Consider the following 6,649-nt stretch of genomic DNA (forward strand, 5'->3'; position numbering starts at 1 on the left):
TTTTAGCCGAGTCAATCGCTTTTTGATAAAAAGAATGAAGTCAAGTCTATCTCTTTTCTTTTTTTTTCTATAGAATAACAAAGCTTCACCGTTTTTATTCCCTGTGGATAGTTTCAACAATTAACCACTCTGCCAATCAAGAAAAATACCTTCATCGAAGTCACAATCCTTAGTGTACAAGACTTGTTTCTCATTTCCTTTAACCTGACTTATCCCCAGAATGTGTGGATAACCTTGTGCATACCCCGTTTAAATCGTTGATACGCCTATAAAATCTCTCGCTGTATCAAGGATAGCGAGCTGCTTCTTTTTTAGCAGTTGACTTGCGCTAAATCAGACCACCGCGTGGTGTAACAAGGGGAACGATTATCCGAGCGCATCGCCCAGGCCCTGGTAAATCCTTCCGCAGCGAGGTGAATGGTACGCCTGCCGTATTTTTGATTGATGCCATCCAGTGTGGCGAGTAAATGCTCCTGTTTAATCCGGGCATCCTCATTCCTCTCATCAAACAAATCGCCTTGTCGATTCGCTTTAGGTGTCAAATCCGTCAAACAAACGCCTATTTTTTTATAAGGATGATTGACGACAAACAACTGCTGTAAAGCACGTTTGGCCCACGCAGTAATGACACGGACATCATCACTTGCCTGAATCAGTCTCACCTGCCAATGCGAATGATAATGCGGCAAATCCGCACGAAATCGATGGGTGTCGACAAAGACTGTTATTGAGTGAACGAGAAGCTTATCCTCGCGTAACTTCTCGCAAGCGCGGGCACAATGGGCGCTGAGCGCTTCAGCAAGTGCTGAAAACTTGGTCTGCGTTGAACCAAACGATTTGGATGAAAGAATGGATTGCCTCGCTTCACGGGAATGCGTTCCTTCACAGATAACCCCTTGCAATTCCAGGGCGGTACGCATCAACACCACATTATAGCGCTGGCGAAGTTGATGGACATTGACGGCTGCCAAATCATGAGCCGTATCAATCCCCTCGCGCACCAATTGGTGATGCCACTGCCGGCCAATCCCCCACACCTCACCGACTGACACCTGCTTAAGCCAATGGCGTGCCTGAGTCACATCCAGAACAGGGGTGAATAACGTTTTTTTGCAGACGTGATTGGCAAGCTTGGCCAATGTTTTAGTCGGCCCAATCCCAATGGATACGGGAAGGCCAATGTCTTTAGACAAGCGTTTTCTTAATGCCTCGCAAAAGTTGAGGTGTTCTTGCCGAGGCATCGTTCTTAAATCGAGAAATGCCTCATCAATGGAGTAGACTTCAACATGCGGCCAGGCATTTTGAATGGTTGCCATGACACGGTAGGACAAATCCCCATACAAGGGATAGTTGGACGAGAAAACGACCACACCATACCGTTTGCACAATCCTTTCACCTGATAATAAGGTTCGCCCATCTTAACACCCAGTGCTTTCGCTTCATTCGAACGTGCGATGACACAGCCATCGTTGTTGGATAAAACAATCAACGGTTTGTCGCGCAAATCAGGACGAAACAACCGCTCGCAGCTCACGTAAAAATTATTCACATCAATCAGCGCAAACATTAAGCCTACACCGTCTTGATGATGTGTTTTACTACACCCCAAATCACTAACTCTTCCTCACCGGTGATATCAAGCGGCGGATAGGTGTTGTTTTCAGGGAGAAGCTGGACCTTCCCTTCCTTTTTAGAAAGACGTTTTACCGTTAACTCGCCATTTAAAGCAGCAATCACAATTTTACCGTGCAACGGCTCAAGGCTTCGGTCAACTAACAACAAGTCGCCTTCATTAATACCTGCGCCATTCATGGAATCCCCCGATGCCCGTACAAAAAAAGTCGCTGCCGGATGGGCTATCAAATACTCGTTTAAATCCAGATAATTTTCGATGGTATCATCGGCAGGCGAAGGAAACCCCGCACGCACCGTGCTTGAATAAAGGGGAAACGCAAGCGCTGAGGTTGGAGAGGAGCAATTAAGAAATTGTTTCACCTCTGCAATGCGCGATAAAGGAATGCGAATGGGTTGAGTGGTTTCCCCGTATTGATTGAGTCCTTTGGGGCGTCCTGCACCAGGCCGTTTGCCGCCTCGTTGATTCGTCATGGCGTTACCTTTGATTAATGTGCAATAATCAAATAATAATCAATATTACTTTTTTTTGCTATAAAAAGGTTCTTCCGAGAAAGAGCAAGCAGGTCAATTACGCCAAAGGGTTCGTTATCACGTTGTTTTCTTTTTTTGAAAGCGCTTGTGCTTCTTCTTTTCTCACCATTACCTCTTTTGGGGCGACAACGCCCAGTTTGACAGCGCCTGGATCGCGGGTTTTCAAGGCAATGAGAGACACAAGCTGGCCTTTTATCTTTAACACGACTTTATGCGCGAAAGGAACGGTGACAATATCCATAGTAAGGGTCAATAAAAAATAAAGAGTCTAGTATAACAGAAAAACACGTTTTTCTCTTTTAGTGAACAAAATTTCATAAGAACACTGCGCTATAATTTTAGCTAATTCATTGATTAAAAAAGCAATTCAAAATTGTTACAAACATTAACACTTTTTGGGTTAAAAAAAGAATTCAACTACGCTATGATTCGCGCTCAAATGATTGCCACTGACTGGCATCGAATACTATTCATTATTGCTGTAGTTCATGTTGTAACAACCTGTTTACACGTTAACCCGTAACAAGGAAATCAAGGATATGACGTTTGAAGTGTTTACTATTTCCACCCCTGGTTTTTTAAAAAAAATTCAAGATGCCCTTAATGAAGGCATCACGTATTTTGCCAAACTGAAAGAGTTAGGAGGCCGCACTATTGACCCCTCTCCAATGAATTACAGGAATCAACTTCAGACGGCCAAACGTTTATTAAGAGAAGACAAGGGCTTCGGTGCCTTAAAACAAATCACCACTCAAGTGCTTCACGAGAAAAAAATCAGCGAATTTTTAGACTTTCATGAAACGCTTCGGGGAAAAAGGATCTGGGATAAACTTCGCCGTGATTACCCAGCCCAAAAACAACGCCTTAATCGTCTTAAAGAAGCCTGGCAGCATCAAAGTGCTTTTTCCCATTTTACTGTAGGCGCCTTGTTTGAATGCGAAGACCTTTTGCAAGCATTGAAAACGCTCACCACGAACGCACAAAACGAAGCCAGGAAAAAACGCTATGCAACGGAAGCCCTGGTCGATTATCCCCATCACTTACAAGCCATTCAACAAGACATTACGCAAGCAAGGCAAGCCATTGCCGAAGCGCTTTTTTATCGCTTGACCGTAGCCCTGCACACAGGCACGCTGAATGAATCCAATCCGACTCAATTTTTACTGAATCAATTGAAAGAAAACGGCATTCAAACCTTTCAGCGCATGGAAGACAATGAATGCATGACTGGCAAAGAGGCTCCTTTTCCTTTTGTGAAAGCCGTCGCTTACATAAAAGAACACGGCGCACTGTCCTTACAGAATGTACTCAATAAACAACTGCTCTTAACTGAAAACACTGGCCTCCTCATTAAGAAGGAGGGTAAGCACGTTTTTTTAGTGCCAGAACCAATAAGTAGCGACCTATCTCAAACCTCCTTTTTTTTACGCGTTATGTCGCGCCTGTTTAATTTGCAGGATTACTTTTTTCGCAACAAATCGGACTTGTTGTTTAAATTGCTTCGCCTGAATGCCTTGCAGCCTCCTCAACAAAATCGTTGGGAATCATCGATAAAGTGGTGGCAAGAACTCACGGATTTACATACTACACTGGACGTGGCACTTCAAGACGCACATCGGCAAAAAAACACCTGGCTTGCTTTCTTCTTTAAACCATTTCACCGTTTTTTGGAGCGTTGGCATGGATTGATTGTTAATCGAAAACACCACCTCATGCAACTGCAAATGACTTACTTGCAACAATTGGCTGTAGCGCCTCTGCCCATTGAGTTTGCTTTTGCCGAGTCGGATAATCCCAAACTTTTGCAAATAAAGGCCACCATTCAACAGCAGCTGAATGATATCGAGAAACAACTTGGCCCGCCGTCTGGTCATGAGAAAGACAGGCAGCGATTGAAAAGGATTCGACAAGCCGTCATCAAGCATTGGCAATTGGACGAGAATAACGATGCAACCCCTTCCATTGAATCCGTATTATCCCATTTTGCTAACGTCAATCGCTCGCTGCCCCGCGAATTATTGACGGCCTTTGAACACGCCCTGAACGAACAATCACCCGCTCAACGGGAAGCGCTAATCACCAACCCCTTTATGCTTCAAAACATGGTCACACAGATTAATACAACGTTAGACGAGTTGCTTCCCTGTCTTTATACCGTCTTGCCTATCCATGAATCCTTACTTTATTTGCATCAAATCAAACGCGTGTTGGCGCTATTGTCATCGACACCGAATGCGAAGGACGCCCTTGCCCCACTTAAAACAACGCTTCACTCCTTCATTAACGATTATCAGGAGTGTATTCAATACCAGCCTCAAGCGACATTGCAAGAAAATGACCACTATTTCCAACACCTGGAATGCGCGCTTTTAGCACTCCTTGCTCTTAAGGACGACTGGCAAAGTGAGCACAAGGCATTAATGAAAGCCTCTGAAGCGCGCTTAACGAAAGGGAAAGGCGATGAGGTCGTGGATACAGAAGCCTACGTTGCTCAATCGCAAGAAGAACGTCTTTTACAAACAGAACAACTCAACGAAGCGCACGCACGCCAAGAGACGCTTATTCATGAATTGAATACCGAAAAACCAGACCTTGAACAACTCACCCGGCAACGAGCCATGCAACGGGACGAATTAACCAGGCTTTACACTCGATTAAACGGAGTGCGTTTGTTTAAAGAGCCGCGGGGCTTCACACCGCCAACGGCAACACCGACTACTGCGCACGATAATCATTTAACTCATCAATTTGCTTCATAGAAAGGATGTACTGCAATGAAAATTAAACTCCACGCCTTTAAAAAGGCTTTACAATCTCAAATCAGTTTATTCATTCAACAAACCCAACCGTTTGATAAGCGCCATACGAATTCAGCAACCCATTTGGTGGTATTTAATAGTAACAAGCGTTATTTTGCGTACCTGCTCGATTTAAAGCGACATCACTGTCTTGTCATTGAGGATATTCAACGCATTAGTGACCTTGCGAAACAAACCAATACCAGCAAATTATATCCCCACCTTAACGAGGAAGAACAAAATCATATCAGTGCGTTATTGCAGTGCTTAGTGCCCCCTCAAGACGAACAGACGCTTGAAGAGGAACAAAGTGGTGTGGCGTTATGGATGGCGATTCACGGCCAACTGAACAAGATGCCAGGTTGGTGGCATTTCTTTTCACCCTTGCGCGCCTTGACCTTGAGCCTGGAAGAGGTGCTTGAAGACGCTTCACCACATGATCTGAAAGCCGAAGATAACACGCACTTTAACACCTTGCTTCGTACTCTAAAAACACGGATTAATCACCTGGTGGCCTCGCTCAATGAACTGACCGTGAAAAATCAGGAATTAGCGCGTGAAAATGAACAATTAAAAAATGAAGTGGATGAAGGACTCATTAGTCAGGAGAAGGCTCAACACCTCATTCAAGAGCAAGTCGACCAGTTGCTCCATTCTAAAAAAGCCTTATTAACGGAGTTAGAGCAGTTGAAAAAAGCCTATCGTTTAGCCATTGAGAAAAATAATACGCTGGAAGAGAAACTGAAGGATGCAGTAACAGAGACCAAAGCCCTCTCGGCACTCAATGCAGAGCTTGAGCAAGAAAATCAACAACTGCGAGAGACTCTGGAAAACCTGGCGGATGACGTGGAAAAGCATGCGAAACAGATTGAAGAGACAGCATCCTCCTTTTTGCCCGCCGCAAAAGGGAGCGAACAAGAATCATCCAGAAAATCATCGGGACCAGGACATACCTCCGTATCGATTCAGGAAATCAATGCCAATCATCAACGGAATCGGCAACGTTCTGGAGCAACCCATCGTAATACGCTGTTTCCGCCTGTTCGCAATAATAAACCCGAAACCACAGCGAAAAATAATGAGCCGTTTACAAACACTTACTAAGGGCTAACGAATGAAAAAGGATTCGCGATACAATTGCGAGTCCTTTTATTTTATTGAGTGAAGTGAAGAGACTCACATGCCTTTCTTTTCCCGAGCCATACGCTCTTTGATGTAATCAACAATCACTTTGGCATCAGCAGGTCTAAACGGTTTATTAAAATAATGGGCCATACCAACAGCCTTTGCCTTTTCTTTATATTCCTCTTCATTGTGAGAGGAGACAGCAACAATAGGTGTTAAGCGATTAAGCGGGCTGTTATTTTTTATTTGTAAGGTGACTTCAAAACCATCTGGCCCCTCACCTAAGCCAATATCCATTAAAATGAGATCATAGGAATGAAGGGATGTTTTATCAAGGGCCTCTACTCCATCGCTTGCAATATCCACTTCACAATCTTGCTTGATAAGCTGGCTTTTGGCGACCACTTGCGCAATGGGTGTGTCTTCCACTAACAAAACTCGAATCGGCATCGCTGACATTCCTGTGCTTAACCTTATCATTAGAGTGTTAATGACAATCTCAAAATTTGCAAGAAAAGAGACTTTATTGCTATTTCAAACAAGACCAATTAGTAATCCT

At 44.1% G+C, this 6,649-nt stretch carries 6 protein-coding genes; 2 read left to right on the top strand and 4 right to left on the bottom strand.

Features of this window, described 5'->3' with window-relative positions; all coding sequences use genetic code 11:
* Positions 1-311 precede the first annotated feature (311 nt).
* The 3 genes from T345_RS0110445 to T345_RS14160 all read right to left on the bottom strand — a co-directional run bounded on the left by T345_RS0110445 (position 312) and on the right by T345_RS14160 (position 2,408).
* Entirely contained in the window at positions 312-1,568 is a 1,257-nt protein-coding gene (locus T345_RS0110445; protein WP_028389297.1) for a Y-family DNA polymerase, read from the bottom strand.
* A 5-nt stretch (positions 1,569-1,573) separates the two neighbouring features.
* Positions 1,574-2,107 carry a LexA family protein gene (locus tag T345_RS0110450; protein WP_028389298.1) on the bottom strand — a complete coding sequence of 178 codons (534 nt, stop codon included), beginning with the start codon at positions 2,105-2,107 and terminating at the stop codon, positions 1,574-1,576.
* 97 nt (positions 2,108-2,204) lie between these two features.
* Positions 2,205-2,408: a hypothetical protein gene (locus tag T345_RS14160; protein ID WP_035918849.1), complete on the bottom strand. Its 204-nt coding sequence runs from the start codon at positions 2,406-2,408 to the stop codon at positions 2,205-2,207.
* A gap of 298 nt (positions 2,409-2,706) precedes the next feature.
* On the opposite strand from T345_RS14160, the gene T345_RS0110460 reads away from it, so the two are divergent.
* Together T345_RS0110460 and T345_RS0110465 are read left to right on the top strand one after the other, a co-directional pair.
* Positions 2,707-4,926 (top strand): hypothetical protein, encoded by a 2,220-nt coding sequence (locus T345_RS0110460; RefSeq protein ID WP_028389299.1) that lies wholly within the window; start codon positions 2,707-2,709, stop codon positions 4,924-4,926.
* A 15-nt stretch (positions 4,927-4,941) separates the two neighbouring features.
* Complete coding sequence (locus tag T345_RS0110465) at positions 4,942-6,069, top strand: SH3 domain-containing protein (protein WP_028389300.1); 1,128 nt, start codon at positions 4,942-4,944, stop codon at positions 6,067-6,069.
* 72 nt (positions 6,070-6,141) lie between these two features.
* Here the strand turns inward: T345_RS0110465 and T345_RS0110470 are convergent, their stop codons facing one another.
* Positions 6,142-6,540 (bottom strand): response regulator, encoded by a 399-nt coding sequence (locus T345_RS0110470; RefSeq protein ID WP_028389301.1) that lies wholly within the window; start codon positions 6,538-6,540, stop codon positions 6,142-6,144.
* Between the last annotated feature and the right edge of the window lie 109 nt (positions 6,541-6,649).

The sequence above is a fragment of the Legionella fairfieldensis ATCC 49588 genome (assembly GCF_000621525.1).
GTDB lineage: Bacteria > Pseudomonadota > Gammaproteobacteria > Legionellales > Legionellaceae > Tatlockia > Tatlockia fairfieldensis.

Excerpts from the sequence above, each read along its gene's own strand:
- T345_RS0110445 (WP_028389297.1), bottom strand. The coding sequence starts at position 1,568 with ATGTTTGCGCTGATTGATGTGAATAATTTTTACGTGAGCTGCGAGCGG.
- T345_RS0110450 (WP_028389298.1), bottom strand. The coding sequence starts at position 2,107 with ATGACGAATCAACGAGGCGGCAAACGGCCTGGTGCAGGACGCCCCAAA.
- T345_RS14160 (WP_035918849.1), bottom strand. The coding sequence starts at position 2,408 with ATGGATATTGTCACCGTTCCTTTCGCGCATAAAGTCGTGTTAAAGATA.
- T345_RS0110460 (WP_028389299.1), top strand. The coding sequence starts at position 2,707 with ATGACGTTTGAAGTGTTTACTATTTCCACCCCTGGTTTTTTAAAAAAA.
- T345_RS0110465 (WP_028389300.1), top strand. The coding sequence starts at position 4,942 with ATGAAAATTAAACTCCACGCCTTTAAAAAGGCTTTACAATCTCAAATC.
- T345_RS0110470 (WP_028389301.1), bottom strand. The coding sequence starts at position 6,540 with ATGCCGATTCGAGTTTTGTTAGTGGAAGACACACCCATTGCGCAAGTG.